Source organism: Rothia aerolata (assembly GCF_014635585.1).
GTDB classification, from domain to species: Bacteria; Actinomycetota; Actinomycetes; order Actinomycetales; family Micrococcaceae; genus Rothia; species Rothia aerolata.
The window spans coordinates 1,059,464-1,082,293 of the sequence record NZ_BMDC01000001.1 but is presented as its reverse complement, the minus strand read 5'-3'; the positions used below and the strand labels follow the sequence as shown (position 1 = coordinate 1,082,293).

Sequence of the window (22,830 nt, the reverse complement as noted above, 5' to 3'; positions counted from 1 at the left end):
CTTCAACGGAAGTTTACGAGGCAACCTTGAAAACGTGCGGGTGTTCGGCCGCCGCTGCTGCCTGCTGGCGGGTGGCCAGCTCGTGTTCTTCGCTGGTCTGGCAGTCTGCGCAGATTCCCTGGTAAAGCACATCTGCTGAAAGCAACGCCATGCCGTGGAAGTTGTTGGGAACCAGGCAGGGAGCAGACCCCACAGCGCAGTCGACGTCCTCCACTTTTCCGCAGCGAATGCAGAAGGCGTGGTGGTGGTTATCGCCGATTCGGGTTTCGTAGAGGGCGGGGGTTCCCGGCGGCTCGAAGCGCCGGAGCAGGTCGATATCTACCAGGTCTGCAAGAATCACGTAAACGGACTGAACCGTGATGCTGGGTAATTCTTCACGCACCGCCTCCACAATGGCCTCGGCGGGGGAGTGCTGGTGCTTTTGGACTGCGGTAAGGACGGCGAGGCGTTGCTTGGTCACGCGCCGCCCCTTATTGCGCAGGGTGGAAGACCAGGTCTCTTTGAGAGCCTCGGGCGAAATATCTTGACCTACATACACGGTGTCACCTCCTTGAGGATTGGGTAGGGGTATTCTTCGTTGCTTTCCATTTTATTTTGACTTACTCAAAATAACAAGGGTCCCGGGGAGGTTTGGCGCTGGGGGAGGGAAGAAAATTTAAAAACTTTTGGCAGAGTGTTTCTGCTAGTCAAACGCTCTTTAAGGGGATTTGTGCGAAAAAATTAAAAATTTTTTTGGATTTTCGCGTCATGATTTTGCCCCGCTCCGCTCTTAATGGGTGACGGCGTAAAAACCGTTGCCCGCAAGCGGGAACCAAAGGCAGTCACCCAGGAATGCTCCTGATCGCGCCGGTGAAGATGCTGATGGTGAGCAGAGAAATCTGCGACAAGCTCGCGGGGGCTCTTGAACCGGTTGGGGAATCGGGGCAAGACATAACTAAATAGGGACGTAAGGGTTGAATGGGGAAGAATCCCTTACGCATCAATGCGAGGGTGAGTGTGACGTCGCAGGTCAATACTCTTAGGGACTCTGGCATTGCGGGGAAACTTAGAACCCGGGAAGTTCTTGGTTTCACCCCACCGGTCGTTGTTGACCGGATTATATAGATACGCACCTTCTCCGAGGTGGAGCCGGGGTACAGTCTGGTGCCCCGGCTTCATGCTCGTAGGTGATAAATCTTTCGACTAAATAGCCCAATTATGTCGTAGTATCTATATAAAGGGGAATTACCGCTTACCGGTGTACTCAGCGTGGAGTCCGGGCCGTTACTACTTGAAAATTTGTTCACTTATGAAACCACAGGAAGAAAGTCGGGGGCTGGAGCTAAGCTTCTCGGTTTTATGGAATTAGATTCGTCATGCAAACCCAACATTCGCTAGGTGGCGCAGAGATATCGGATGAGGCTCTGCTCGCGGCTGTGCGCGAGGGCGATATTGACCAGTTTGGTCAGCTCTATAAGCGCTATTACGGTATGGCGCGGGCTATTGCGTTTAAGCACACCTCTGATGCTTCTCGTGTAGATGATGTGGTCTCTGAATCTTTCGCCCGAATTCTTCAGGCGCTGAAAAACGGCAAGGGCCCCCACTCTTACATGGGCGGCTATCTCTCGACCACCATTGCCCACCTTGCCGGGGAATACGGAATGCTCTCGGCCAAGGAACTGCCCAGTGAGCAAGAGCATCTTGAGGCGATGGGCTCCCTTGACGATACTGTGCTGAAGCTCCACGAGTCCCACGAAGTGGTGACTGCCTTTACCTCCCTGCCTGAGCGGTGGCAGACCGTGCTGTGGATGACCGAGATTGAGTTGAAGAAGCCGCGCGAGGTTGCCACCGCTATGGCTCTGTCTCCCAATGCGGTATCAGCCCTGGCGGTTCGGGCAAAAGAATCTCTGCGCGAGGGCTTTCTGCGCGCCCACCAGAATTCACCGGCCACTGCCGAGTGCCACCGTTTTCATTCTTTTATTAGCCCCTACGTGCGAGGTTCGCTGAGCCAAAAGCGCTCTGACGCACTGCGTTCCCACATGGAAGAGTGTAAACACTGTACCGCTGAGTATCTTTCGCTGGTGGGCATTAATAAGTCCATGCGTAGCTGGGTTTTCCCGGTACTGGCGGGCTTGGGGCTGTGGACGACGGACGGCGCCACCCTGCTGACTGCCGCCGGCGTTTCGGCTAGCAGTGGAGCTTCGGCGGCCGCTACCGGTTCTACAGTGGGCCAGAACGGCTCTGCAGGTACGGCCGCGGGCGGGTCTTCTGCCGCCACGGCGTCGTCCTCGAACTTTTCTCTTCTCGCGCCCTCAACCTGGGGCATGGGCGCCCAGGTGATTGCGGGTGCGGCGGCAACGGCTGTTGCGGTGGTTGCCGTGGTGGGCGGCTCGATTCTTGCCGACAATAACCAGGAACCAGACCACGTCCAGGCAGACCCCCAGGGTTATGCCCAGGTAGAGGAGCAGCAGACCTCCCGCCTGGGGGAAGAGTTTAGCCCCTATACCGAGACTCCTACCTGGAATGCGCAGAATCCCTCATCTGCTGCACCTACCGCAGCGGGTTCTACCACGGCGGGTCGAGTTCCTGCCCCTGTTGCGGCCCCTTCTTCTGCCCGGATCGGTCGAGATACCGGCGGTTCTTCAGCCCTGGCTAACAGTGGCTTGGGAGCCTTTGGCGCGCCGGGTAGCGTGGACGGCTCGGTGGGGTCGTCTGAATCGACCGGCCTGTCCTCTAACACTGGTTCCCGGCTGCTGGCTGACGGAGCCCCCGGTGCAGGGAACGGTATGACGCCGCGTGCCCCTCTGAGTTTTGGAGCCTCCTCCCTGCCAACGGCCGGCCCTTCTCTGGGTGGCTCCGTCTCTGACGGCGCTGCGGGTGCCAGCTCTCCCTCGGCATCTGAACTGCCCCTAGAGCCCCAGCAGAATACTGCTACCCCCACCCCGGCAGAGGGTACCTCGCCCGAGGCTGAGACAGCACCGCCGGCGACTGGCCCCTATGCCGCTGACCCCACGCCCACGGCAGAGGCACCCGACGCTCCTGCAACTGAACCGACAGCGACCGATGGCGAGGAAGAATACCGGGCGGCAGAGCCTTCTGCCCCCGGAACTGACCCGGCAGCTGAGACCGGAGAGCCCGGCCCTGCTGAAAATGGGAACCCGACTCAACCCGCAGATCAGCCCAGCGAACCAGCTGCTGATACCGAAACTCCTGCTCCTGGATCCGGGGATCCTGCCGAGGGCGTAGAGCCCGGCTCTCCCGCTGAGGAACCTGGTTCTCCCGACGAAGAACCCGGTACTCAGCCCGGGGAGACACCCGGAGAAGTTACGCCAACGCCGTCCGACGACGCTATTCCCGAGCCCAAACCTACCTACTCTGCCCCCAAAATCGAGGCACCTGAAGGATCCAACGAGGAGGACTTCTGGCGGTGGTTTAGTTCTGTCAACTGGGCGGACTTTGGAAAGACCTCGGCTTTCGCCCCCAATAACAGTATGTACACCATCCTGTATGTCAACGATGAGGGCGAAAACAAGTGGGTCAATATGTACCTGCCCCGATCTTTTGTCGGTTCCCCCTATACCAAGGACGTTCTGACACAGATGTACGGCTGGCAACAGGTCGTTGACCTGCATCGGGCCTTCTTCTAGTGCCTCCCGTTCAGCTGAATTCCAGCCTCATGGAGTAAATATTTACTATGCATAGACACAACAACGGACTTAAAACCGCGTTGCTGATGGGCGGCATGGTGGGTGTTCTCCTGCTCATCGGTGCGGCAATTTCCGCGATGACCCGCAGTAGCGTCTTCATCTGGATTTTCGCCCTGATCGGGGTGGCAACAGTTGCCTACAGCTACTGGAATTCAGATAAGCTGGCAATCCGCTCGATGAACGCCTACCCGGTCACCCGCGAGCAGGTACCCGGCCTCTACAAGATTGTGGAGGAGCTCAGCGCCAAGGCGGGCAAGCCCATGCCCCGCCTCTATGTGGCGCCAACCATGACCCCCAACGCCTTTGCCACCGGACGAAACCCCGAGAACGCGGCGGTCTGCTGCACCGAGGGCATTCTTCAGCTTCTGAACGAACGCGAAATGCGCGGGGTGTTAGGGCACGAGCTCATGCACGTCTACAACCGCGATATTCTCACCAGCTCCATTGCCGCCGCTATGGCAACGGTGATTACCTCGGTGGCCCAGTACCTGAGCTTCGCCGGCATTTTCGGCGGGGGTAACCGCGACAACAACGGCGGTAACGTAATCGGTACCCTGGCGCTGGCCTTTCTCGCGCCCATCGCCACCTCGGTGATTCAAATGGCGATTAGCCGCACCCGCGAGTATGACGCCGATGAGGACGGCGCCGCGCTCACCGAAGACCCGCTGGCGCTGGCTTCTGCCCTCCACAAGCTGCACAACGGAATTAATACGGCCCCGCTCTACACCGAAGACCGCAAGGTGGCCTCTACCGCCTCCATGATGATTGCCAACCCCTTCCGCGGTGGCAACTTCAAGAACATGATGTCTACCCATCCGCCCATGGAGGACCGCATCGCCCGCCTGGAGAACCAGGCCCGCGCTATGGGTCAGTTCTAACGCTCTGTTAAAGCAGCTAAAGACAGCGCATGGGGAGTCATCACGCCGCGGGGAGCCGCGACGCGCCGTATGGACTGAAAAAACGCCCCAAGCCCTCTAGGGGCTTGCGGCGTTTTGAGGGAATCAGGCGCTAGCGACTCCCCGCGGCTGTTGCGTCAGTTGCTTTCCGCGCTCTGCTGTGGCTGAGGCGTCGTCCTAGCGGTAGTTCACGAACTGCAGATCTACCTCCAGGTCGGCTCCCTTCAGCAGGGCGATGACCTCCTGCAGGTCGTCGCGGGACTTGGAAGAGACGCGCAGCTCGTCGCCCTGGATAACAGCCTTGACTCCCTTGGGGCCTTCATCGCGGATGAGCTTGGTGATCTTCTTTGCCTGGTCTTGGGCAATGCCCTCCTTGATGGAGGACTCAATGCGGTATTCCTTGCCCGAGGCATAGGGCTCGCCTGAATCCAGCGATTTGAGGGAGATGCCGCGCTTGACCAGCTTGGACTGGAAAACATCGAGCACGGCCAGGGCGCGTTCCTCGGAATTTGCCTTAATGAGAATCTTCTCGCCGGAAAAGTCGATGTCGGCACCCACACCGCGGAAATCGTAGCGCTGCGCTACCTCTTTCGAGGCCTGGTTTAGCGCGTTGGAAACTTCCTGCTTGTCTACCTTAGATACAACATCGAATGATGATTCGCTGGCCATGGTTTCTCCTTCTACTCAAGGGTTTTCACTTTCCACCGTACATGCTTCACCGCGGGGTTGGAGTTAATCATAAACGTTACAGACTCGTGACCTAATTCTCAGCTGAATTTAATGTTGGGCAGGAACAATGGTGTTTATGAAGAAGAATAAGCAAGCCCTGCGTGAGATTCTGTCGGCTGAAGATGCCGAGCTACTGCTGGCGCTGGGCGATTCTATCTACCTGCCAGAATTGAAAGATCGCTTCCAGGGCGTTTTTGAAGACATCGTGCGTGAAATTCGCGGTGGCATGTGTACTGTCGACCAGGGGTATGCCTACCTGGAGCACTTCGAAATGCGTTTGCGGGTAGAGCAGGCCCGTATTGAAGAATCAACCCCGATCGGGGCTTAAAAGTTGCCTTTGTCACAAAACTGAGTTTTGATTTTACTTTGGCTGAAAATCTCCGGTAGTGTAGTCACGTTCGCTCATGCGAATGGACAACCAAATATTTGGTTGCGGCAGATTACCCGAGCGGCCAAAGGGGGCTGACTGTAAATCAGCTGGCACTGCCTACGGGGGTTCGAATCCCTCATCTGCCACCCACTAAGAATCCCGGTTTGGAAATATCCAAACCGGGATTTTTGTTATGCCCTGAGTACGGTGCCAACCACCGCGTAAGCGGGCCAGATTCATTGAGAGAGAAATTAGGTTGGCAGTGACTAGGAAGAAAGGTAGTGTAAACAGCATGGCTACACAAGAAATTACTCAGGAAAACCTCACTCAGACCGTTGAGAACAGCGACATTCTGTTCTTGGACTTCTGGGCTGACTGGTGCGGCCCCTGTAAGCAGTTCGCTCCCGTTTTTGAGGAAGCATCTGAGCAGCACTCCGACATTACCTTCGGCAAGGTAGATACCGAGGATCAGCAGGAGCTGGCAGCGGCTGCGGGTATTTCTTCTATCCCCACCCTGATGGCTTTCCGCGAGGGCATTCTGGTCTTCTCTCAGCCCGGTGCACTCAACGGTAACCAGTTTGACCAGGTGATTCAGGCTGTTCGCGACCTCGACATGGACGAGGTGCGTCAGCAGGTTGCTGAGGCAGAGGCTGCCGAGGCTAACAAGCAAGCATAATAGGTTTTAGTAGAGGGGCGTCTTCCGGTCAGGAAGACGCCCTTTTTCTTGTGATTGTGGGAAGAAAAGTGTGCTCCCTGGGCTTGTCATCCGCGATAGCGGCAGAAAAGCGCCTCTTCTAACATGCTGGGTGTTTTTCAAGAATAGGCAAGCGCACTGAGTCGCCGCTTAGATTACAGACGCCGCTTCAACGACGTTTCGCCGGTAACGAACCGGCGAAACGTCGTTGAAACGGCGACTCGACGAGCACAGGGGCAACTGCACGGTCTGCCATAATCGCCGAGTGGCCATTTTTATACCGTTTTTCTCCGATTTTCGGTATAAAAATGGCCTCTCGGGAAAGCTCAGCGATGACAAGGTATAGGTTTCTTCTTGCCGGGCTATCTAGGGTACAAGTGAAGTCCCCGAGTACAAGTATTGTCTTGTACCTGGGGACTTCACGTGTACCTTTGGCCTCTTCACGGGAATTTGCTTGTACCTGAGGTCTACTAACAGGAATCTATGTGTACCGAGAGCTTGTTTCAGCTCAAAATTCACGACTGGTCCATATTGCAGGTGCTGGAGTTTTGGGTGGGGGAGGACTGGGGTTAGCTTCTGGGGCTAAGTTGTGGGGCTGGTTGCCTGGTGGTTGTTGATGCGGGGCGGGACATACTTTTCTGCCTATAGCCCTTTTCTTCTTCCCTGATCCTGACACCCCCGGGAGCAGGGGGCGGGCTAGTGGTGCCGGTGGTCCTGCGGTGCCAGCCGGGCCCCGTGCTTGGGGGCCTCAATCCGGGCGGCCTTAATCAGGGCGACCACCCGGTTGCGGTGCCCGGTGAAGGGGGCCAGCAGCTGAAGCATACGGGCGTCGTCCGCGCGCTTTTGCTCAAAAGCCCAGCCCACGTGCTTGGCCAGGTGGTAGTCGCCCACGCTCACGGCGTCGGGGTGGCCGTGGGTTCTCTGCAGGATTTCGGCGATGGTCCAGGGGCCAATACCCGAAATCGAGTGCAGGGCGGTGGAGAGCTCCGCGGCGCTGCGGGTCTGCGCGATTTTCTCGAGGGAGTCTGCGCGGCGGGCGTATTCGAGGACGGCGCGTGAGCGGGCGGAATCGTAGCCGGCCCGGTGCCAAATCCAGCTGGGAACTTCGAGAAAAGACGCTGTGACGGGAAAAAAGAGCATACCGCGGGGCTGGTCGGCCAGACCCGTATTCGGCAGGGGCTCTGCGATGCGGCGCAGGACGGCGCGAAGTCCGCCCATTGCCTCAATTCCGGTGACCCGCTGTTCGGTGATGGCCGAGATAGCGTGCCAGGTGAGCTGGCCGGTGGCTCCCAGGCGCAGACCGGGGTGCTCGCGGTGGGCCAGCTGAAGCTGCTCGGGGAGGTGGGCGTAGGCGGGGGAGCCCAGAAAATCTGACCAGTCATCGCGGGCGCCCACCCAGGCATCGAGGTCAGCGCTCAGTGCCTCGATAGCCGCCAGTCCAGCGGCAGAGCGCTCTGCCCACAGCCGTACATGAATGGGAGCCAGATAGCGTTCGGCGGTAGGAGCAGCCCGGCGGGTTTCCTGCTCGAAGCGCAGGACGACGGGCGTGGAACCCACTCGAGCGCTCGTCCAGAAAGAAGGAGCTCCACCGGCACCTGCCCGCGCCACCGGGTCTTGATTACCCCTGCTCCAGGGCGCCACAACAGAGCCCAGACTAACGGGAAAGGGCGGGGTAACGGTGACGGTGGCTGAATACACGACCTCATTTTCTCACTCCAGCCCGGTGTGCGCTGAATCCGGGCAGGCTGTACCCTTGAAATTTGAAGAGCACCTAAACCAAGGGGAAAACTCGTGCAGCAAATCAAAAGCAAAACCCGGCAGCTGGGGCTTCCTGCCCTGCTGGCGCTGGCGAGCTTTGCGCTCTACAGCGTGTTTTCCTTCTTCCAGTACAGACATTTTGTCACCCCCTCCTGGGACCTGGGTATTTTTACCCAGCTGGCCCAGGACTACGCCAGGTTCCAGCTACCGCCGATCGTTGAAATTAAGGGGGCGGGCTTCAACCTCTGGGGCGACCATTTTCACCCCATCCTGGTTCTGCTGGGGCCCATCTACTGGCTCTTCCCCTCACCGCTGACCCTGCTTCTGGTGCAGAACGCCCTGGTTGCGGTTTCTGTCTTTATCATGACGGCGGTTGCCCAGCGGGTTCTGGGGCGGGGGGTTGCTGCCCTGCTGGGGCTGGCCTATGCCCTGAGTTTCGGGGTTCAAAATGCCGTTTACGTTCAGTTCCACGAAGTAGCTTTTGCTCTGCCTTTTCTTGCTGCTTCGCTGGGGCACCTGGTGTTGGCCAGGGCACAGGGGCAAGCCGCAAACCACCTGAAAAAGGCTGTCTGGTGGGCTATGCCCCTTGCCTTTGTCAAAGAGGATTTGGGCGTGACCGCCGCCCTGGTTGGCATTGCGGTGATTCTTCGCTCGGGCTGGCTCAGGCAGGCAGTCGATCTTCTCTTTCCCTCCGCCTCCAGCATCTCAGCGGAGGATGAAAAATTCTCTTCCCGCTTGCTCAGCACAGCCCGATCGTGGGTGCGCACCCCCGCTGTGCTTGAGGCGAGTTTCCTGGTGCTCTGGGGCTTTGGCTGGTCTCTGCTGGCCATGAAGTTCATTCTCCCTTTCTTCAACACCTCTGGGGTCTTCGACTACGCAGACCGCGTAGATTTAGCGGGAGCTCTGGGAGACCCCCTGCAGGGGCTGGGTCAAATGTTCTACCCCTGGCAGAAGGCCCAGAGCCTGGGTCTTCTTCTGCTGGTGGGAGTTGCCATCTGGGTCTTCTCGCCCCTGGCCCTGGTGGCTCTGCCCACCCTCGCCTGGCGCTTTCTCTCCACCAACGAGGGCTACTGGGACTCCACCTGGCACTACTCCCTGGTGCTGATGCCGGTGGTGTTCCTGGCGCTGGCCGACTCCCTGGCCGGGTTCAAGCGGCCGGCCTGGCGCGCTTGTGCCCCCACCGTTTTCTCAGCGGTGGCGCTGGTGGTTGCCCTGGTTCTTACCCCCGGCCTGCCGCTGGCCCGCCTCGCCGACCCCGCTTTCGCCACCGCCGCGGCGTCGTCCTCCGATCAAGAAAAACAGCGGGTCATCGACTCCATTCCCGCAGGCACCGTCGTGGCCGCAGACCTCTCGGTACTGACCTACCTCATACCCGACCACACCGTCTACTGGATTGGCCATGAGGGGGAGCCGGCGCCAGATTACGTGGTGATTGACTCGCTGGGAACCGCCTGGGGCGGCAACCCGCCAGCAGACCCGGTTGCCTACGCCCAGCAGCGCTACGGGCAGGTCTACGAGCTCGAGCGGCAGGTGGGCAGCATCTCGGTGGTCAAGAAGAGCAGCTAAAAGTGTGTTGTACCCTTTATCACCAGCTCCACCTTTTTCTCCTGCCCTGCTGTAAGGTTGAACCTGTACACACCGGATAACCCCGATGACCCGCGCCAACCGACTGAAAACACAGCGCACGAGCAGCCTCAGATAGGTTGCTCGAAAACGGTTAGAAGATGACAGCTCGCCCAAGAGTGCATCAACGCTCATAGACTCCCTCAGACACAGGGAAGAGAAGCGTTCAGAAAGACTCACGAAATTTTCGTGCATCATTGCGCCCATGAACAGATTCACTGACTGAGTGGAAGACTGGTTTTGCGAGCATATTGAAGGGGGAAACCGGTACAGCACCTCTGCCGGGTGCTGCCGTTCCCACTCGATTGAGGAAAATTGACTAAAGAAAACTCTGTGTCCGTAGCAGAACCGGCTTTCATTGAGCCCACTCTCGATAATGTAGAGAACAAAACCGAAGAAAAAGGCGTGAAATTCGCTGATCTTGGCCTGGACCCCCGCGTTCTGGCAGCCGTTGAAGAGGTCGGCTATGAAACCCCTTCTCCCATTCAGGAACAGACTATTCCGCTGCTGCTCGAGGGCAAGGACGTCATGGGTCTGGCCCAGACCGGTACCGGTAAAACCGCAGCCTTTGCCCTGCCCGCCCTGTCTCGCCTGGCTGAGCTGGCAGATGTCAACGGCCCCTCCAAGGATGTTCAGGTTCTGGTGCTGGCCCCCACCCGCGAGCTGGCACTTCAGGTAGCCGAGGCCTTTGGTTCCTACACCACCCAGCTTGAGGGCTTTACCGTGCTGCCCATCTACGGCGGCTCCCCCTACGGCCCCCAGCTCAACGGCCTGCGCCGCGGTGCCCAGATTGTAGTGGGTACCCCCGGCCGCGTGATTGACCACCTGAACAAGGGCTCCCTGGACCTTTCCAACCTGCAGTACCTGGTGCTCGATGAAGCAGACGAAATGCTGCGCATGGGCTTCCAGGAGGCCGTGGAGGAAATCTTCGAGAAGACCCCCGAAGAGAAGCAGGTTGCCCTCTTCTCGGCAACCATGCCCAAGTCAATCCGCAAGATTGCAGACCAGTACCTCAACGATCCCAGCGAGGTTCGGGTTAAGGCTAAGACCACCACCTCGGCCAACATCAAGCAGCGCTACATGCAGGTGATGCACTCCCATAAGCTCGAGGCGATGACCCGCGTGCTTGAGGTGGGGGACTATGACGGCGTGATCGCCTTCGTGCGCACCAAGAAGGAAACCGAGGAACTGGCCGATAAGCTCAAGGCCCGCGGCTACCAGGCGGCAGCGATTAACGGCGACATTCCGCAGAACCTGCGCGAGCGTACCGTTGACTCCCTGCGCGACGGTCGTATTGATATTCTGATTGCCACCGACGTTGCCGCTCGCGGTCTTGACGTTGAGCGTATTTCCCTGGTGGTTAACTACGACATTCCTCACGACACCGAGTCTTACGTGCACCGCATTGGCCGTACCGGCCGTGCTGGCCGCGACGGTGAGGCTATCCTCTTCATGACTCCCCGTGAGAAGTACATGCTGCGCCAGATTGAGAAGGCAACCCGCCAGAAGGTTGAGCTCATGCACATGCCTTCTGTCGATGACGTCAACGAGAACCGCAAGACTCGTTTTGCCCAGCAGATTACCGACACCATTGAGACCGAAGATCTTTCGATCTTCCGCGAGATTATCACCGCCTACGAGAATGAAAACGACGTAGACGCGCTAGAGATCGCAGCCGCTATCGCTGTGATCGCCCAGCAGGGTCGCCCCTTCTTTGCCGAAGAGACGATTCCCGCTAAGGGCCGCGGCCGCGACCGTTTCGAGGACGACGACCGCGGTGGCGAGCGCCGCGAGCGTAAGGGCCGCCGCTCTGAAGAGGGCATGGTGGACTACAAGCTGCAGGTGGGCCACGTGAACCGCGTGAACCCCGGCATGATTGTGGGTGCCCTGACCAACGAGGGCGGTATCAAGGGTAACCAGGTTGGTTCCATTGATATCCGTAAGCACTTCACCATCGTGGGTCTGCCCGAGGATCTTCCGCGGGACTTCTTTGACCGCCTGGAGAACACCGAGCTCAACGGTCAGCCGCTGGACATTACCAAGGACGACGGCCCCAAGAAAGGCGGCCGTGGTTTCGGCGGAGGCCGCAAGTTCGACCGCGATGATCGCCGGGGAGGCCGCGGCTTTGGTGGCCGTAAGTTCGACCGGGACGACCGTCGCGGTGGCTTCGGCGGCGGCTTCAAGAAAGACCGTAAGGGTGGCAAGAAGTTCTAACTTCTTCCCCCTAATTTAGGGTGGTGCAGAACACGCCAAAAAGCACAAATTCAATTTGCACTACCCGCAGAGAATCGGTAGAGTATTCTCTGTTGCCCCGATAGCTCAGTGGTAGAGCGCCATCTTGGTAAGATGGAGGTCCCGGGATCGATTCCCGGTCGGGGCTCTCGTATGAGCCCATACAGTTCATACATGGCGGTGTAGCTCAGCTGGTTAGAGCGCACGACTCATAATCGTGAGGTCGACGGATCGAGCCCGTCCACCGCTACGCCCCGATAGCTCAGTGGTAGAGCGCCATCTTGGTAAGATGGAGGTCCCGGGATCGATTCCCGGTCGGGGCTCAGACAAACCTGTCAAGCAGATTGCTTGACAGGTTTTTTCTTTGCCTAGAGAACCTTCACCACCGCGTCGATGGTCTGGTAGACACCCAGCGCCACGAAAAGCACAGCGCAGACTGCCAGGGTGATGTTGGTGAACCAACCGTTGCGCCACTGATCGGGAACCCGCCGGGTATTGAGAATCCAGAGCAGGGTTACAGCGAGGAAGGGCATAAAGAGGGCTCCCAAAACGCCGTAGAGCAGAATCAGGAAAATCGGGCGGTCAAGGAAGAAGAGGAGCATGGGCGGAAAAGTAATCCACAGCAGGTAGAACTTGAAGTACTTACCGCCGGTCATGGTATCGGGGTGACCGGTGGGCTTGTTGCGCATGTTGCCCCAGAAGTCGGCAAACATGAGGGAAACGCCAGACCACACGCCAATAATGGATGAGAAAGAAGCAGCCCAGAAACCGACAAGAAAGAGGTTGCCAATCACGGTACCGTAGCGGCCCTTCAGCACGTCTGCCAGGTCAAGTAGACCCTTGTCGCCGGTGGAGACAGCAACTCCGGCGGAGTAGAGAACCTCCACGCCCAGCACGAGGGTTGACGCCACGAAGATACCGGAAATCAGGTAGGCAACCGTGTTATCCAGCTGCATCACCCGCATGAAGCGAGGGGAGCCCCACCCTTTTTCCCTCAGCCAGTAGCCGTAGGCGGCCAGGGTAATGGTGCCGCCCACCGAGCCTGCCAAGGCGAGGGTGTAGGTAACACCACCGGAGGGAATCATGGGAATAAGCCCCTTAAGCAGGGCGGGAACATTGGGCAGGGTCAGCAGGGCTAGGCCCACAATGAGAATGAACATCAGGCCCACCAGAACCGCGGTGATTTTTTCAATGGCCTGGTACTTACCCAGCCAGACCATGCCGAAGCCAATCAGACCCATGATGATAGCCCAGCCCCAGAGCGGTAGAAAGGGAAAGAGAACCGCCAGCGGCATGGCGGCTGAACTCATGGCGGTGGCGCCGTAGACAAAGCCCCAAATGAGAATGTAGGGGCCGAAGTAGACAGAGGTCCAGCGACCCAGGGTGCGCCAGCCCTCAAACATGGTGCGGCCGGTGGCCAGGCTGTAGCGGCCAGCTCCTTCAACCAGCACAATTTTCATAATCACGCCCACCACGATTGCCCACATCAGGGCGTAGCCGTAGCGGGAGCCCGCTACCAGGGTCGCCACCAGGTCGGCTGCGCCGATGCCGGTGGCAGCCACCACCAGACCCGGCCCAATGATCTTGTATTTTTGGGCGCGGTCCACCGGTTCATTGGGGTCTACCAGGTGGGTCAGGAATTTTTCATGCTTGTTCATGGGTACTCCCTGTTCGTAAGAAACAATCGACAACCAGTGTTACACGTCACCTGTCACACGCGGGTAAAATTATGCCGTTTCCCTAAACCCGATAGACTAAAACCATGTCTGAAACTAAAGGTATTAACCCCGAGATTGTGGGCAGGGTTTATCCCGCCCGCGAGGTATTTCAGGTGGGCCGCGAGCACATTCGCGACTTCGCCCGCGCCGTCAAGGCTGAGAACGCCCTGCACTTTGATGTTGAAGCTGCCCAGCAGGCAGGATATGCCGATCTGGTTGCTCCGCCGACCTTCGCTATCATCCTGGCGCAGAAGGCAGACGCCGCGCTGATTCAAGACCCGGGCGCGGGCATCGACTTCTCACGCGTCGTCCACGCTGATCAGCGGTTCACCCACCACCGGCCGATTGTGGCCGGCGATGAGCTGAGCACCGAGGTACACGTCGATAAGCTGCGCGCTATGGGCGCCGGCGCTATGCTGACCACCCGCGAGGAGATTAAGGACGCCGCTGGGCAGCCCGTGGCGACCTGTGTTTCGTCTTTGCTGGTGCGAGGGGAGAGCTAAGAACCATGAAGGTACAGTTTGAAAATCTTGAAAAGGGCGAGGAAATCGGTAGCCGAGACATCTCGGTAACTCGCGCTGACTTGGTGCGCTACGCCGGGGCCTCCGGTGACTTTAACCCGATTCACTGGAACGAGCGCTTTGCCACCGAGGTGGGCCTGCCCGGTGTGATTGCCCACGGCATGTTTACCATGGGAGCGGCTGTACAGCTGGTGACCGACTGGGTGGGTGATCCTGGCGCTATTATGGACTACCAGACCCGTTTCACCAAGCCGGTGCCGGTGCCCGATGCTCAGGGCGCCGAGAACCCGGCCACCGGCGGCAACGTAATTTCCGTAAGCGGTACGATTGGTGCCCTGGATGAAGAAGCCCGCACCGCCCGGGTTGATCTGACGGTTTCAGCCCCCGATACCGAGGGCAAAGAGCAGAAGGTGCTGGGCAAGGCCCAGGCCCTGGTGCAGCTCTAGCCACCGCCCTCGCGGGAAAATTTGAATAAATCCCATATTTCTGTGGAAGGTTCCTCCCTCTGTGGTTTCATCCGCCGCTCTCACCAAAACTGAGATTAACCGCTGGTACCGCGCCGTCCTGGCTATCTTTTTCGCCTCCGGGCTACTGACCGCCTCGCTTCTGGCCCGACTACCCGACGTCGCTACCGGTCTGAACCTCAGCCCCGGCCCCATGGGCGCCCTGCTACTGGGCATGACTCTAGGCTCCTTCTGCGCGGTGACCGTCTCGGGCATCCTGGTTTCAAAGCTGGGCTCCCGTACCTGCCTGGTGCTCGGCTACCTGGTTGCCTGCTGCGGTATCTCCCTGGTGGGCCTTGCCGTACATCTGAGCACGGTGGCGCTGGCTGTGGTGGGCCTGGTGATGCAGGGGCTGGGGACGGCGGTCTCCAACGTCGCTGCCAACGTGCAGGGCGTTTCCGCCGAGCGCGCCCTGGGCCGCTTCGTCACCCCCATCATGCACGGCTTCTTCTCTATCGGAACCGTGCTGGGTGCCGGAGTGGGCTCCCTGGATACCAAGCTGGGCGTGCCCTTCCTCTGGCACATGCTCTATTTCGCCGTCGTCATTCTCGCCATCGTTCTCTTCAGCCTCACCCGCTGCCACAGCGAGAACTACGGGCAGGACGACACTCAGGCGCTCGCCGCCGTGGGAAACTACCGGGTACGCGATGCCTGGCGCGATAAGCACACCATTTTGATTGGGCTTTTTGTGCTGGGCATGGCGCTGGCTGAGGGCTCGGCCAACGACTGGGTGGCGCTGGCCCTGACCGATGACTACGGAACCAACAAAACCGTAGGCTCCCTGGGCTACACCATGTTTGTGGTGGCGATGATGACCGGCAGGCTCTCCGGCACCTGGTTCCTGAACCGCTTTGGCAGGGTGAAGGTGCTGAGAGTTACCTGTTCGCTGGCGATTCTGGGGCTGGCAATCTTTATTTTTTCGCCCAGCCTGCCGCTGGGTTTTGTGGGTCTCTTTATCTGGGGCGTGGGCGCCTCTCTGGGCTTTCCCACCGGTATGTCGGCAGCCTCAGACGACCCTCTCAAATCAGCGGTGCGGGTTTCGGTGGTCTCCACCATCGGCTACGGCGCTTTCTTGGGCGGGCCGCCCATTCTCGGTCTGCTGGGCGAGCACTTTGGTATTCGTAACGGTCTGCTGGCGGTGCTCATTTTTGTGGCGCTCTCGCTCTATCTCACCCGCTATCTTGAGCCGGAGAAGGGCACCAGGGAGCACGGTGCCATTTACACCGAGACCATACCCACTATTTATCCGCACACCGGTGAAATAACAATCGTGCCTGAGCCTCAGAGCTCCTCGGCCGAAGCCGAAAAACCAAAAAGGGTAGACTAGAGACCGTGACTGAGAAGCTTTTATCTGAACTGACCACTGCCGCTGTGGGCGGCCCCGCGCGCAAGTACGTGCGGGCCGAGACCGAGCAGGAGATTATGGACGCCGTCGCAGCGGCTGACGCTGCCGGCGAGAAGGTGCTGATTGTGGGCGGCGGATCCAATATCCTGGTGGCCGACTCGGGCTTTGAGGGCACCGTGGTTCACATTGCCTCCACCGGCATTGAGAAGCTGGATATTCCCGCCTGCGGTGGCGCTAACGTGCGGGTGGCAGCCGGCCATAACTGGGATGACTTCGTTGAATACGCTATCTCTCAGGAGTGGGTGGGCATCGAGGCTCTCTCGGGTATTCCCGGCGTGGTGGGCGCTACTCCCGTGCAGAACGTGGGGGCCTACGGCTGCGAGGTAGCACAGACTATCTCTCAGGTGCGAACCTACGACCGCGAAACAGGCCAGCGCAAGACTTTCGCCCTGGCCGACCTCAAATTCTCCTACCGAGATTCTATTCTTAAGCAGTCCATGGTCAACGGTTCTCCCCGCTACGTGGTGCTCTCAGTTGACTTCCAGTTCACGCTGGGCAACCTCTCGGCGCCGATTCGCTATGCTGAGCTGGCCCGCCAGCTGGGTGTAGAGGTGGGCGACCGCGCTGATTCCGCCACGGTTCGTGAAACCGTGCTGCGCCTGCGCGCCGGCAAGGGCATGGTGCTTGACTCCGCCGATCGCGATACTTTCTCCACCGGCTCCTTCTTCACCAACCCGATTGTGGACGATGCCCTGCTGGCTTCCCTGCCCGACGAAGCCCCGCGCTACCCGGTCACCGATGCCACCAGCGGGGCCGTGATGGAGGGCAAGACCAAGCTCTCCGCTGCCTGGCTAATTCAACATGCTGGCTTCGATAAGGGCTTTGGCCTTGAGGGTGACTCAGCGGCGATTGCCGGTGGCCGGGCTTCCCTCTCCACCAAGCACACCCTGGCAATTACTAACCGCGGTGGGGCAAGCTGTGCCGACCTGCTGGCCATTGCCCGCACCGTGCGAGACGGAGTTTTGCAAGCCTTCGGCGTAAAGCTGGTGCCTGAACCCGTGATCGTGGGCGAAAGTCTCTAAAATAATCGGTAATGAGAGCCTAGGGGAGGGGAAACCGTGGCGATTCACCACGAGATTGCCGATAGCGAGTCGGGCCCCATCCACCGCGCCATGGAACGCTTTCGGGGCTTCATGGGCAGGCACTACCTTCTGCGGCTCATCTACCGCAGCGTCGTCATTACCCTGGGTCTCATCTTTATTTTGGCGGGCATTATCATGCTTGTTACCCCGGGCCCGGGCTGGCTCTTTATCTTTCTGGGCATGGGTCTGTGGGGCACAGAATTTCACTGGGCCCACAGGCTCAATGTCTGGGCCAAAGCCAAGGTGCTGGCCTTTTTCCACGCGGCGGAGGCCCGCCGTTACAAGCGCCGTCTAGCCAAACGCAACGCCCTCTGGCAGCAGCGGGGCAACACTAACCACTATTGCCCCACCGGCTGCCACTACCACTAATCCAAGCCCAACTCGTGCTGGCAGAGCGCTAAAATAGCGTCGTCCTCAAGCCCTAACTTCCGCATGGAAGAAATGTAACGGCTGGTCAGTTCGTGGGTTTTCTGCGCGGTTGTATCAACCGCCGTGATAAAGCTACCTGCCCGCCCGTGCGTCTCAATGGCGCCTGCGGCCTCTAACTCTTTATAAGCTTTGGCCACGGTGTTGACCGCCAGGCCCAGCTCGGTGGCCAGAGACCTCATGGGCGGCAGCCGATCACCGGCAACCAGGGCACCGGAGGCCCGCAGACCAATAATGGCGCGGCGCAACTGGGCATAGGGAGGCACGTCAGAGTCTTTGTCTACCCTGAGGTTAAGGCCGGAAATCCCGGCGGATACGGGTTGGGCAGATAGCTGATCAGACATAAGAACCTCGCGCAGAGATTAGAGGGTACCGGTCGCAATCTTAAGCATACGACGAATCGGCTCTGCTGCACCCCACAAAAGCTGGTCGCCCACGGTAAATGCCGAGATGTACTCGGGGCCCATGGCCAGCTTGCGGATACGGCCCACCGGGATAGTCAGCGAGCCGGACGCCGCCACGGGGGTGAGGTCTCGCATGGAGGCCTCGCGCTCGTTGGGTACGACCTTCGACCACTCGTTGTCCTCATCGATAATCTTCTCGATTTCTTCAACGGTGAGGTCTTCTTTGAGCTTCAGGGTCAGCGCCTGCGAGTGGGAGCGCATGGTGGCAATGCGAACGCACAGACCGTCGAGAATCACGCGGTCATCGCCTTCGAGGCCAAGAATCTTGTTGGACTCTGCATCGGCCTTCCACTCTTCCTTGGACTGGCCGTTGCCAAGATCCTTGTCGATCCAGGGGATTAGCGAACCAGCCAGGGGCACCTCAAACTGTTCGGTATCGAGTTCGCCCGAGCGCTGCTTCTCTAGCACCTTGCGGTCGATTTCTAGAATGGCAGAGGCGGGGTCAGCCAGCTCGGTCTGCACAGAACCGTTGATATCGCCAAACTGCTTGAGCACCTCGCGCATGTGGCGGGCGCCGCCACCGGAGGCTGCCTGGTAGGTCATGGAAGTTCCCCACTCCACCAGGCCCTGCTTCCAGAGGCCGCCCAGGCCCATGAGCAGGCAGGAGACGGTGCAGTTACCGCCGATAAAGTCTTGCACGCCAGATTCCAGGCCGCGGTCAATGACGTCGCGGTTGATGGGATCGAGCACAATCACCGAGTCGTCCTTCATGCGCAGGGTTGAGGCGGCGTCAATCCAGAGCCCCTTCCAGCCGGCATCGTGGAGCTGCTTGCGCACGGCGGTGGTGTAGTCGCCGCCCTGGGTGGTCACAATAATGGGTAGCTTGGCTAGCTCCTCAATATCGTAGGCGTCTTTTAGGGTTGATTCCTCCAGCACACCGTTGAAGGTGGGGGCGGGCTTGCCAGCCGCCGAGGTGGAGAAAAAGACGGGCTTAATGCCCTCGAAGTCGTTTTCTTCGAGCATGCGGTTCATGAGCACGGAGCCCACCATGCCGCGGTATCCTACAAAACCTACTGAGTCGCCGGGAGTAAAAGTCATGACCCCAGTCTAACCTTTTATCGAGCTGGGAAGATAGGCGCTTTTCTTATGCTGAAATGAAAGCTTAACCTCCCTCCCGCGAGGGGTCACATATCGTTCAAAAAATAGCTAATTTGGGGTGTTTTTTGAACGATATGTGACCCCTCGCGGAGAGAAGGAGGGGAGTTATCCACAGATTTTAAAAACTACTGTTGAATTCAACATCTAAATGCAAAAATTTAGCTATGAATCACATCTATCCATCTGTGTTTACAACAAATGAAGCAAAAATACATGGAGTATCAGCTTCTGCTCTCTATAGAGCCAGCAACGTTCTGAGCCATTCAAGGAACATAAAACCTCTGGTCAGCCGGAGTATCTTGAACTTGCTCGCAAAATCTGCGAAATTTCACCCCATGCTGTGCTCTCTCACTTCACGGCTGCCGAGATTCACATGCTGAGATTGCCACACTGGTGGTTTAGACAACCTGCGGATGAACGGAAAATCTATTTGCTCAATGACGGCGATTTTCGGGCTGTGCGTCGGAAAGAAGTTCAAGCTTTTCGCACTAAAAATCTGCGGGATGATGAAAAGGTGATGTGGAAAGGGGTTCTTATAACCTCGGTGGAACGCACTGTCTTCGATCTTTCTCACGAGCTGTCTCCCTACCAGTTAGTTCAGCTGATAGACGGAGCTATCAATGCTCACGGAGGCTACAGAACCATTGAACCGCTCACTTCTATTGACAAGCTTTTTGCCCTCTGCCGAAACCACCGCGGGGAACGCGGCGTCAAGAAACTGAAGCTCTGTCTCCAACGAGCGCGGGTCGGTTCAGACTCCGCGCAGGAAACTCTTTTGCGTTTGCTGCTTGAGGATCACGGTGTAAAAGATTTGGCGCTCAACAAAGCTGTTTATGGTGAGCATGGCGAGCTACTCTTTCAAGCTGATCTTGCTGTAGAGAAAGAGCGAATCAGTATTCAGTACGAGGGAGAGCACCATAGCGGAGTCGAACAAATGCAGAAAGATATTCATCGTCAGAGGAGAACAGAGTCTATGGGGTGGAAAGAAGTCCGTATCGTTTCCAAGGATCTCTACCAGTCCGAGTTCGACCATGAGGTGAAAGATTGGGTGCCGCGAGCGGTGCTTTTGGTGCGGAGAGCCTTTAACCAAGCCCGAGGGGTCACATATCATTCAAAAAACACCCCAAATTAGCTATTTTTTGAACGATATGTGACCCCTCGCGTGAGAGGTGGGGTCTAGCGGGTCCAGGTCTCGAAGCGGTAGCCCAGGGGTAGTTTCTCACCGCCGGTCATCGGCTGAATCCAGCCCTTCTCGCTCGTTTCCCAGGACGACGCTTCGGCCAGCTTCCAGCGGGTATCGAGTTCCGGGGCGGTTGCGGCGCCGTCGGCGGCCTCTGAAAAGAGGGTCCGTTCCACCAGACTGACTCGCCCGCCGGCAACATAGGGGAGGTCGGTGCGGGGCAGTATTGCTTCAAAGAGCTGGCCGCCTCCGATCAGCCAGACCTTCTCGCCGGACTCAGACTCTGCCCGCGCCAGGGCCGCCTCGAAAGAACTCACCCATACCGCGCCGTCCTTCTCGGGGGAGGCGCCATCAAGCCCGGTGCCGCCCTGCTCCGTCTCTTCAGCCACAGTTGAGGAAACAACAATGTTGAGCCGGCCCGGCAGAGGCCTGAAGCGGGCAGGAAAAGACTCCCAGGTCAGCCGGCCCATAATCACCGGAGAACCCAGGGTCACTGACTTGAAGTGCGCTAAATCTTCGGGGGCGTACCAGGGCATGGTGCCGTCTCTACCAATCACCCCGTTAGCAGCCTGCGCCCAGACGGCGCCCAAAATCTTAGTCATGCCTAGACCGCAATCGGGGCTTTGATGCCGGGGTGGTGCTTGTAGTCGATGAGCTCAAAGTCTTCGAACTCGTAGTCGGCCAAAGACTGCTTCTTGTTCTTGATGACCAGCTTGGGGTAGGGGTAGGGCTCACGGCTCAGCTGCTCGCGTACCTGCTCAAAGTGGTTGGAGTAGATGTGGCAGTCGCCGCCGGTCCAGACGAATTCTCCGGGTTCCATACCCACCTCTTCGGCAATCATCTGGGTGAGCAGAGCGTAGGAAGCGATGTTGAAGGGCACCCCCAGGAACATATCGGCAGAACGCTGGTAGAGCTGGCAGGAGAGCTCGCGGGTACCGTCTGCTCGAGTGGAGACGTAGAACTGGAAGAGGGCGTGGCAGGGAGGAAGCGCCATGTCGTCTACCTCCGCCGGGTTCCAGGCGGAGACAATATGACGCCGTGAGTCGGGGTTGTTCTTCAAAGAATCCACGACCTTTTCGATTTGGTCGATGGTTTCACCGTGGCCGGCGGGCCAGGAGCGCCACTGCACACCGTAGACCGGACCCAACTCGCCGTGCTCATCGGCCCATTCGTCCCAGATAGTCACCCCGCGCTCCTGCAACCAGCGCACGTTGGATTCTCCGCGCAAGAACCAGAGCAGCTCCAGGGCAACGGACTTGAAGTGAACCCGCTTGGTGGTGATCAGCGGGAAGGATTCTCGCAGGTCAAAGCGCATTTGGCGGCCAAAAACAGAACGGGTACCGGTTCCGGTGCGGTCGCTCTTGTCTTCGCCGTGCTCGATGATTTCACGGAGCAAATCTTCATAGGGCGTGGGGATAGAAGTAGTCATCACTTCTTACTATAACTCAGTCAGCGAAGGGCTTGATCTGCTCCAGAGAAACTACCTGAGAGGGGTTTCTACGGGAGACCTGAAGTACCAGCATTTCGCCGGGAGCCAGGTAGGGATCTTTCTCGGGAAGATGTCCAGCCAGGGTCTTGTTGCAATGCTTGGCCAAAACCTCTAGCACGGTGGGTAAGACGGGCCGGTGGGTGCACAGGGCAACGGGGTTGCTTTTCTCGAAGAGAGACTCCACTACCTTGCCAGCTTTCTTGGGGGAACGCTTGTGGGCGGCTTCGGTCAGGGCGGGCTTTTCTTTGATGGGCACACCGGTGGACTTGTTATAGCTAATAACGGTCTGCATACACCGCACCCAGGGGGAGGAATAGACCTTTTCGGGTCGCCATGCCTCCAGTAGACGGCAGACAGAGATTGCCTGGCGCTTGCCGGTGGCCGCCAGGGGGCGCTCGCCCTCAGCCGCGCTCCAGGAGGAGCGGGGTTTCGCCTTGGCGTGGCGAACAATAATGACCGGCCGAGTAGCCAGGGCAGATTCCTCAGCGAGCTTCTCAAGCACATCGAGGGGCTGCCGGTCAGATTTGTTGGTGAGCAATTTACGGGCTTGGGAGATAGAAACCCAGCGCAGCTCATCGACTTCGCCCTCGTCTGCCTTTGCCTTGGAGCCCACCGGAGCCTCAGCGGCCCAGTAGAAGACCTCCTTGTTGCCCCCGCGCACCTTGTACTTGGTCACCGCCAGAGGAACCCCCAGGGTCACCTGAAGGTTAACCTCTTCGCTTACCTCTCGAATGGCGGTCTCTGCCACGGTCTCACCGGGATCCTGCTTACCCTTGGGCCATGACCAGTCGTCGTAGTTGGGGCGGTGAATTACCAGAACCTCAAGCTTGCCCTCGTTCAGTCGCCAAATCAGGCATCCGGCAGCGGTGACGTCCGGTGTGTTGGCAGGGGTTCGGGTAACCGAAAGCTGACCATCGCGCAGGTGGGCGCTGTAGAGCGGTGTTTTGGGCATGAGT

The 22,830-nt window shown here is 58.6% G+C and carries 21 protein-coding genes and 4 tRNA genes; 16 read left to right on the top strand and 9 right to left on the bottom strand.

The window, feature by feature from the left end:
* Positions 1-13: 13 nt before the first annotated feature.
* Positions 14-538: a Fur family transcriptional regulator gene (locus IEV00_RS04840; protein ID WP_229723059.1), complete on the bottom strand. Its 525-nt coding sequence runs from the start codon at positions 536-538 to the stop codon at positions 14-16.
* An 817-nt stretch (positions 539-1,355) separates the two neighbouring features.
* Here IEV00_RS04840 and IEV00_RS04835 point away from each other — a divergent pair.
* Both IEV00_RS04835 and htpX read left to right on the top strand, forming a co-directional pair.
* A complete protein-coding gene (locus IEV00_RS04835; RefSeq protein ID WP_188359151.1) occupies positions 1,356-3,626 on the top strand; it encodes a sigma-70 family RNA polymerase sigma factor in 2,271 nt (756 codons plus the stop codon).
* 47 nt (positions 3,627-3,673) lie between these two features.
* Entirely contained in the window at positions 3,674-4,564 is an 891-nt protein-coding gene (gene htpX, locus IEV00_RS04830; protein ID WP_188359150.1) for a zinc metalloprotease HtpX, read from the top strand.
* Positions 4,565-4,759: 195 nt separating this feature from the next.
* Here htpX and IEV00_RS04825 read toward each other — a convergent pair whose 3' ends face one another.
* A complete protein-coding gene (locus tag IEV00_RS04825) occupies positions 4,760-5,251 on the bottom strand; it encodes a YajQ family cyclic di-GMP-binding protein (RefSeq protein ID WP_188359149.1) in 492 nt (163 codons plus the stop codon).
* Between the two features lie 136 nt (positions 5,252-5,387).
* Between IEV00_RS04825 and IEV00_RS04820 the strand changes: the two genes are divergently transcribed.
* From IEV00_RS04820 to trxA, 3 genes are all read left to right on the top strand, one after another.
* Positions 5,388-5,639 carry a hypothetical protein gene (locus IEV00_RS04820; protein WP_188359148.1) on the top strand — a complete coding sequence of 84 codons (252 nt, stop codon included), beginning with the start codon at positions 5,388-5,390 and terminating at the stop codon, positions 5,637-5,639.
* Between the two features lie 106 nt (positions 5,640-5,745).
* Positions 5,746-5,827, top strand: a tRNA-Tyr gene (locus IEV00_RS04815).
* Between the two features lie 146 nt (positions 5,828-5,973).
* Positions 5,974-6,357, top strand: a complete 384-nt coding sequence (trxA, locus tag IEV00_RS04810) for a thioredoxin (protein ID WP_188359147.1) — start codon at positions 5,974-5,976, stop codon at positions 6,355-6,357.
* A gap of 714 nt (positions 6,358-7,071) precedes the next feature.
* On the opposite strand, the gene IEV00_RS04805 is transcribed toward trxA, so the two are convergent.
* Positions 7,072-8,073, bottom strand: coding sequence for a DNA-3-methyladenine glycosylase family protein (locus IEV00_RS04805; protein ID WP_188359146.1), 1,002 nt, complete (start codon positions 8,071-8,073; stop codon positions 7,072-7,074).
* Positions 8,074-8,166: 93 nt separating this feature from the next.
* On the opposite strand from IEV00_RS04805, the gene IEV00_RS04800 reads away from it, so the two are divergent.
* From IEV00_RS04800 to IEV00_RS04780, 5 genes are all read left to right on the top strand, one after another.
* A complete protein-coding gene (locus IEV00_RS04800) occupies positions 8,167-9,699 on the top strand; it encodes a DUF2079 domain-containing protein (protein WP_188359145.1) in 1,533 nt (510 codons plus the stop codon).
* A 390-nt stretch (positions 9,700-10,089) separates the two neighbouring features.
* On the top strand, positions 10,090-11,970 hold the full coding sequence (locus tag IEV00_RS04795) for a DEAD/DEAH box helicase (protein ID WP_229723058.1): 1,881 nt from the start codon (positions 10,090-10,092) through the stop codon (positions 11,968-11,970).
* Between the two features lie 94 nt (positions 11,971-12,064).
* Positions 12,065-12,136 (top strand) — tRNA-Thr (locus tag IEV00_RS04790).
* A 28-nt stretch (positions 12,137-12,164) separates the two neighbouring features.
* Positions 12,165-12,238: transfer RNA gene (locus IEV00_RS04785), tRNA-Met, on the top strand.
* Between the two features lies 1 nt (position 12,239).
* Positions 12,240-12,311: transfer RNA gene (locus tag IEV00_RS04780), tRNA-Thr, on the top strand.
* Positions 12,312-12,356: 45 nt separating this feature from the next.
* Here the strand turns inward: IEV00_RS04780 and IEV00_RS04775 are convergent.
* Positions 12,357-13,646: an Nramp family divalent metal transporter gene (locus IEV00_RS04775; protein ID WP_188359143.1), complete on the bottom strand. Its 1,290-nt coding sequence runs from the start codon at positions 13,644-13,646 to the stop codon at positions 12,357-12,359.
* A 104-nt stretch (positions 13,647-13,750) separates the two neighbouring features.
* On the opposite strand from IEV00_RS04775, the gene IEV00_RS04770 reads away from it, so the two are divergent.
* From IEV00_RS04770 to IEV00_RS04750, 5 genes are all read left to right on the top strand, one after another.
* Positions 13,751-14,209, top strand: a complete 459-nt coding sequence (locus tag IEV00_RS04770; protein ID WP_188359142.1) for a MaoC family dehydratase N-terminal domain-containing protein — start codon at positions 13,751-13,753, stop codon at positions 14,207-14,209.
* Positions 14,210-14,214: 5 nt separating this feature from the next.
* Positions 14,215-14,673: a MaoC family dehydratase gene (locus IEV00_RS04765; RefSeq protein ID WP_188359141.1), complete on the top strand. Its 459-nt coding sequence runs from the start codon at positions 14,215-14,217 to the stop codon at positions 14,671-14,673.
* Between the two features lie 61 nt (positions 14,674-14,734).
* Positions 14,735-16,057, top strand: a complete 1,323-nt coding sequence (locus IEV00_RS04760; RefSeq protein WP_188359140.1) for an MFS transporter — start codon at positions 14,735-14,737, stop codon at positions 16,055-16,057.
* Positions 16,058-16,062: 5 nt separating this feature from the next.
* Positions 16,063-17,157, top strand: a complete 1,095-nt coding sequence (locus IEV00_RS04755) for a UDP-N-acetylmuramate dehydrogenase (RefSeq protein ID WP_188359139.1) — start codon at positions 16,063-16,065, stop codon at positions 17,155-17,157.
* A gap of 36 nt (positions 17,158-17,193) precedes the next feature.
* Positions 17,194-17,586, top strand: coding sequence for a TIGR02611 family protein (locus IEV00_RS04750; RefSeq protein WP_229723057.1), 393 nt, complete (start codon positions 17,194-17,196; stop codon positions 17,584-17,586).
* Here the strand turns inward: IEV00_RS04750 and IEV00_RS04745 are convergent.
* Positions 17,583-17,987, bottom strand: a complete 405-nt coding sequence (locus tag IEV00_RS04745) for a GntR family transcriptional regulator (protein ID WP_188359138.1) — start codon at positions 17,985-17,987, stop codon at positions 17,583-17,585. The genes IEV00_RS04750 and IEV00_RS04745 overlap by 4 nt on opposite strands.
* A gap of 18 nt (positions 17,988-18,005) precedes the next feature.
* Complete coding sequence (asd, locus tag IEV00_RS04740) at positions 18,006-19,145, bottom strand: aspartate-semialdehyde dehydrogenase (protein ID WP_188359137.1); 1,140 nt, start codon at positions 19,143-19,145, stop codon at positions 18,006-18,008.
* 490 nt (positions 19,146-19,635) lie between these two features.
* Here asd and IEV00_RS04735 point away from each other — a divergent pair, with 490 nt between their 5' ends.
* A complete protein-coding gene (locus tag IEV00_RS04735) occupies positions 19,636-20,337 on the top strand; it encodes a putative endonuclease domain-containing protein (protein WP_188359136.1) in 702 nt (233 codons plus the stop codon).
* 44 nt (positions 20,338-20,381) lie between these two features.
* Here the strand turns inward: IEV00_RS04735 and IEV00_RS04730 are convergent, their stop codons facing one another.
* Genes IEV00_RS04730 through IEV00_RS04720 form a run of 3 tightly spaced genes read right to left on the bottom strand, consistent with a single transcriptional unit; the run spans position 20,382 to position 22,826 of the window.
* Entirely contained in the window at positions 20,382-20,987 is a 606-nt protein-coding gene (locus IEV00_RS04730) for a dihydrofolate reductase (protein WP_188359135.1), read from the bottom strand.
* A 2-nt stretch (positions 20,988-20,989) separates the two neighbouring features.
* Positions 20,990-21,814, bottom strand: a complete 825-nt coding sequence (locus tag IEV00_RS04725) for a thymidylate synthase (protein ID WP_188359134.1) — start codon at positions 21,812-21,814, stop codon at positions 20,990-20,992.
* Positions 21,815-21,830: 16 nt separating this feature from the next.
* The gene (locus IEV00_RS04720; RefSeq protein WP_188359133.1) at positions 21,831-22,826 is read right to left on the bottom strand and encodes an NUDIX hydrolase; all 996 of its coding nucleotides are present in this window, start codon (positions 22,824-22,826) and stop codon (positions 21,831-21,833) included.
* Between the last annotated feature and the right edge of the window lie 4 nt (positions 22,827-22,830).

Bases quoted from the DNA above. Each gene is read 5' to 3' on its own strand.
- IEV00_RS04745 (WP_188359138.1), bottom strand. From the start codon at position 17,987: ATGTCTGATCAGCTATCTGCCCAACCCGTATCCGCCGGGATTTCCGGC.
- IEV00_RS04720 (WP_188359133.1), bottom strand. From the start codon at position 22,826: ATGCCCAAAACACCGCTCTACAGCGCCCACCTGCGCGATGGTCAGCTT.
- trxA (WP_188359147.1), top strand. From the start codon at position 5,974: ATGGCTACACAAGAAATTACTCAGGAAAACCTCACTCAGACCGTTGAG.
- IEV00_RS04775 (WP_188359143.1), bottom strand. From the start codon at position 13,646: ATGAACAAGCATGAAAAATTCCTGACCCACCTGGTAGACCCCAATGAA.
- IEV00_RS04770 (WP_188359142.1), top strand. From the start codon at position 13,751: ATGTCTGAAACTAAAGGTATTAACCCCGAGATTGTGGGCAGGGTTTAT.
- IEV00_RS04825 (WP_188359149.1), bottom strand. From the start codon at position 5,251: ATGGCCAGCGAATCATCATTCGATGTTGTATCTAAGGTAGACAAGCAG.
- IEV00_RS04835 (WP_188359151.1), top strand. From the start codon at position 1,356: ATGCAAACCCAACATTCGCTAGGTGGCGCAGAGATATCGGATGAGGCT.
- IEV00_RS04820 (WP_188359148.1), top strand. From the start codon at position 5,388: ATGAAGAAGAATAAGCAAGCCCTGCGTGAGATTCTGTCGGCTGAAGAT.
- htpX (WP_188359150.1), top strand. From the start codon at position 3,674: ATGCATAGACACAACAACGGACTTAAAACCGCGTTGCTGATGGGCGGC.
- IEV00_RS04725 (WP_188359134.1), bottom strand. From the start codon at position 21,814: ATGACTACTTCTATCCCCACGCCCTATGAAGATTTGCTCCGTGAAATC.
- asd (WP_188359137.1), bottom strand. From the start codon at position 19,145: ATGACTTTTACTCCCGGCGACTCAGTAGGTTTTGTAGGATACCGCGGC.
- IEV00_RS04765 (WP_188359141.1), top strand. From the start codon at position 14,215: ATGAAGGTACAGTTTGAAAATCTTGAAAAGGGCGAGGAAATCGGTAGC.
- IEV00_RS04730 (WP_188359135.1), bottom strand. From the start codon at position 20,987: ATGACTAAGATTTTGGGCGCCGTCTGGGCGCAGGCTGCTAACGGGGTG.